The following is a 4,262-nucleotide window of genomic DNA, read 5'->3' on the forward strand; positions in this document are numbered from 1 at the left end:
CGGCGCACTGCGGTCGCAAGTGCTCTGGCGTCGAGATGCTGTTGCGGTTGCTGTTCAAGTTGCCAACGGACGAGATGCTGTTGCTGTTCGCTGTCGCGGAAGCAGTGCTGTCCGCTGCCGTCGGGCGAGATCCACAGTCGAAGAACCACCAACCGACGGCACCAACGAAAACTACCCAGAACCCACCCGATCCACAACCCTTACCCCCCGCCCACCCCCTCCACACGAGCATGAGTCTGGAGGCCACCGTCGCCGTCCCGTTCCGGCAGGAGGGCCGGGACCGGCTGGGCGACGGCGAGTTCGTCGTCGCGCTCTCGCTCGACCGGGACTGGTTCTCCCCCGATCAGGCCAAGCGTGTCGTCGACGTGGCGTTGGGCCGCGGGCTGCTCGAACGCGATGACGGCGAACTCGTCGCGACGTTCGACCCCGACGGCGTCGACGTGCCCGAGGAGTTCAGCCCCGACGCGGACGTGCTCCGTGAGCAGAGCGCCTTCGAGAAAGTGCTCGACCGCGTCACCGACGCCGGCGTGGAGAAGCAGGCCGCCGTCGCGGGGATCAACGAGCTCCAGCGCGAACTGGGCGTGACCATCGAGGCCGCCGCGGTCGTCTACGCCCGGCGCGAGGGCGTCGACGTGAGCGGGGTCGCCGGCGCGGCCCGAAACTCGGTGCTCGAAGAATGACCACTGACCGACTCCAGGACGGCCACCGCATCGCCCAACTGCTCGCCTCCGAGTTGGAGAGCGGCGCCAGCCACGTCGCGCTCGCGGTCACCGACGCCGACCCCGACGTGGAGCCGACGGCTGACGGCGCGCTCGCGTACCGCGTCCGCAACGCCCCGGCCGACGAGACGATCGCGACCGTCTACGTCCAGCCCGACCGCGCTCGCGTGGAGTTCCGCGCCGCGCCCGCGGCGGTCGCTGAAGCAGCAGAGAATGAGGGACTCCGCGTCCGACCCAAGGCCGCCGACCCGCCACAGACGATCGTGTTCGTCGAGGACGGCGCGCAGGTCAAGCGCGTCCTGCCGGCGTTCGAGGCGGCGATCGAGGCGTAGTCAAGGCTCCAGCCGCGACAGGATCGGAATCTCCTCGAGTCGCTCGTCGTCGAGCGCGTCCCAGTCGATCTCCGAGGGCTTCCCGCCCGCCGAATCGGTCCGAATCGACCGCTCGGGCGTGTGTATCTGCTCCATCGGCACGTCCAGCGCCGTCGTCGGGACGTCCTCGTCGACCACCTGGATCTCGTGGACCGTCGTGGCCGTCGTGGTGTCGTCGTCGACCAGCCCGAACGCCCGGAGGATCGCGAACTCCAGATCGCTGTACCCCTCGCCCTTCCCGACCCGTTCCCCCTCCTCGGTCACGGCGACGCTGCCGGAGACGATCAGGTCGATCGGTTCCATCTCTTCCGGTCCGACCTGCACGCCCAACTCCGACGACCCGCCGATCGTGGTGGCGTGGTCGATGTCGTCGATCGCTGCCGGATCGAGCCGCAGGAAGCAGTCCTCGTCTGCGAGCCGCGGGACGGCCATGTACACCACTTTGCCCGCCTCCAGCGCCCGCCGTCGGACCGGCCGCTGCGGGGAGTCGGGGTTCGACTTGATCGTGTCCGCGGCCGCCCACTCGTCGGTCGACGCGAGCCGTTCGGCCGCCTGCTCGGCCCCGGCGAAGTTGGGGATGCGGCCGTGGGGCGGGAACGGGAAGCGAGCCTCGCCGCTGGCTTCGAGTTCGTCCCAGACCCGTTCGCGGAGCGCCTGTTTCTCCATGCGCCCGCTTGGGCGTCCGATCGCTTATCGACACCGGGGCCGCGCCGACGGCAACGCTTTTTCCGGGGCGGGTGGATGTGAGGTCGTGAGCCTCGGCCAGTTCCCGGACCCGATACGGATGCTCGGCTCCCTCGTCGACCGGCTGGCGCCGCTGTTCCCGAACTGGGGGAGCTCGCCCGCGCTGAGCTTCCTCCTGATGGTGGTGTTCGGCGTCGTCGGCTACACCGTCTCGCGGTACGCCGTCCGGCTGTTCGGGCGCCCGGTCGCGAAGCGGTTCCGGCGACAGAGCGTCGCCCAGCAGGTGCTGCGGCTGATCCGCGCGACGATCACGCTGTTTTTCCTCCTGCTGGCGGCGGGACTGGTCGGCCTCGAACTCGGCAACATCGTGCTCTCGGTGACGGTGTTCTCGGCGGTCATCGGGATCGTGCTGGCGCCGCTGGTGGGGTCGGTGGTCAACGGGCTGTTCCTGCTGGCCGACGAGCCATACGAGATCGGCGACATGGTCGAACTCCCCGACGAGACCCGGGGGTTCATCGACGACATCACGATCCGGTACACGAAAATTTTCACCGTGGACAACACGTTCCTCGTCGTCCCCAACGACGTGATCCGGCAGGACAAGGTGACGAACCTCTCCGCGGAGGACGAGCGGACCCGGCTCAGGCTGTCGGTCGAGGTGACCTACGAGAGCGAGGTGGCCGAGGCGCGGTCGCTGATCGAGAGCGCGGCGCGGAAGGTCGACGGCGTGATCGAGGGCGGGCCGGACATTCGCATCGGCTCGGCGCGCTACCCCGCACGCCCCACCTGCTACATCGACGAGTTCCACGACGACGGCGTGATCCTGACGCTCCGCTACTGGGTCGACCGACCGTACAAGCTCCTGACCGCCCGCTCGCGCGTCCAGACGGCGATCTGGGAGCAGTTGGAGGAGCAGGACGTCGACGTGGAGATCGCCTACCCGCACCGCCACATGGTGTTCGACGACACCAGCGGCGAGGCCCGGATCGCGACCCGCGAGGCGCCCGAGCGGGAGTCCGTCGACTCCGCCGCCGTCCGCGACGAAGATGTCAGTGATGTCGGTGCGGACGACGACACCGACGACGCCGCTGCGGAGGACGCCGATGGGGAGGATGCCGACGACGCCGGCGCTGCGGATGACGGCGACGACGGCGATCGCTGACTCGCGCGGGCGCGCGCCTGAACCGTTACCTTTCTGGCCCGCCGGCCCCGAGTTCGACGTATGACTACTGGGATCGCCGTGCTCAACTTCGGTGAGCCGGCCGTGGCCGACCGCGACGTCGTCGAGGACTACCTCGAACGAATCTTCCTCGCGAACATGGACATCGAGGGGGAGACCACTCAGGAGGCCGCCCGCGAGCGCGCCCGATCGCTCGCCGAACGCCGCGCGCCCGGCCTCATCGAGGAGTACGGCGAGATCGGCGGCTCGCCGCTGAACGCCCACGCGGACCGGCAGGCCGAACTCGTCGAGACCGAACTCCGCGACCGCGGCTACGACGTGAAGACGTACGTCGGCTACCAGTTCATGGAGCCGTTCGTCGAGGACGCCGCCGAGGCCGCCCACGACGACGGCGTCGACCGCCTCATCGGGCTGCCCGTCTACCCGCTCTGCGGTCCCTCGACGACGGTGCAGGCGCTGGAGAAGCTCTCGAACGCCGTCGACGACCTCGACTGGGACGTGCCGTACACCGAGATCACGGGGTACCACACCCACTCCGCCTACGCTCGGCTGCGCGCGGACAACATCCGCGAGACGCTCAACCGCGAGGGGCTCGAACTCGACTCGGACACCCGGCTGATCTTCTCCGCCCACGGCACCCCGACGTACTACCTCGACGAGGGGAGCCGCTACGTCCAGTACGTCGAGGAGTACTGCAAGATGGTCGCAGGGATGCTCGGCAACCCCGAGTGGGAACTGGGCTACCAGAACCACGCCAACCGGGACGTGGAGTGGACCCAGCCCGACGTGGAGGACGTGATCGAGGAGATCGACGCCGAGCGTGTCGTCGTCGACCCCACGAGCTTCATGCACGAGCAGAGCGAGACGCTCGGCGAACTCGACCACGACCTGCGCGAGGAGGCCGAGGAGGAGGGACTCGGGTTCACTCGCGTCCCGGTCCCCTACGACGACGAGCGGTTCGTCGGCCTGCTCGCGGACCTGACCGAGCCGTTCATCGCCGACTTCGATCCGGACCTCTACGGGCTCCAGCAGTGCAAGTGCCGGCCGGAGCCGAACGCGATGTGTCTCAACGCCCGCCGGAATGACTGAGGACCCCGCGGTCGCCGTCGTCGGCGGCGGGATGACCGGCCTCTCGACCCTACACGCGCTGACCGAGCGCGACGTCGACGCCGTGGCGTACGAGGCCACCGACGAGGTCGGCGGCGTCGTTCGTAGCGGCGAGATCGACGGGAAGCTGCTCGAGTTCGGCCCACAGCGCCTGCGGCTGACCGACGCGATCCGGGCGATGGTGACCGACCTCGACATCGC

The 4,262-nt window shown here is 69.1% G+C and carries 6 protein-coding genes; 5 read left to right on the top strand and 1 reads right to left on the bottom strand.

Features of this window, described 5'->3' with window-relative positions:
• The first annotated feature begins 230 nt into the window (after positions 1–230).
• Both ACFR9S_RS11995 and ACFR9S_RS12000 read left to right on the top strand, forming a co-directional pair.
• Positions 231–680, top strand: a complete 450-nt coding sequence (locus ACFR9S_RS11995; RefSeq protein ID WP_379731384.1) for a DUF2240 family protein — start codon at positions 231–233, stop codon at positions 678–680.
• The gene (locus ACFR9S_RS12000; protein ID WP_379818760.1) at positions 677–1,051 is read left to right on the top strand and encodes a hypothetical protein; all 375 of its coding nucleotides are present in this window, start codon (positions 677–679) and stop codon (positions 1,049–1,051) included. The genes ACFR9S_RS11995 and ACFR9S_RS12000 overlap by 4 nt, the downstream gene beginning before the upstream one ends.
• Here ACFR9S_RS12000 and ACFR9S_RS12005 read toward each other — a convergent pair whose 3' ends face one another.
• Positions 1,052–1,756, bottom strand: coding sequence for a 5-formyltetrahydrofolate cyclo-ligase (locus ACFR9S_RS12005; RefSeq protein WP_379731478.1), 705 nt, complete (start codon positions 1,754–1,756; stop codon positions 1,052–1,054). It abuts the gene before it with no gap.
• Between the two features lie 85 nt (positions 1,757–1,841).
• Here ACFR9S_RS12005 and ACFR9S_RS12010 point away from each other — a divergent pair, with 85 nt between their 5' ends.
• The 3 genes from ACFR9S_RS12010 to ACFR9S_RS12020 form a co-directional block, all read left to right on the top strand.
• A complete protein-coding gene (locus ACFR9S_RS12010; protein WP_459077205.1) occupies positions 1,842–2,936 on the top strand; it encodes a mechanosensitive ion channel family protein in 1,095 nt (364 codons plus the stop codon).
• Positions 2,937–2,996: 60 nt separating this feature from the next.
• A complete protein-coding gene (gene hemH, locus ACFR9S_RS12015) occupies positions 2,997–4,043 on the top strand; it encodes a ferrochelatase (protein WP_379731477.1) in 1,047 nt (348 codons plus the stop codon).
• The coding region (locus ACFR9S_RS12020; RefSeq protein ID WP_379818761.1) for an NAD(P)-binding protein at positions 4,036–4,262 on the top strand (227 nt) is incomplete at its 3' end. The genes hemH and ACFR9S_RS12020, both read left to right, overlap by 8 nt.

This window comes from Halolamina salina, from assembly GCF_042678005.1.
Lineage (GTDB): Archaea > Halobacteriota > Halobacteria > Halobacteriales > Haloferacaceae > Halolamina > Halolamina salina.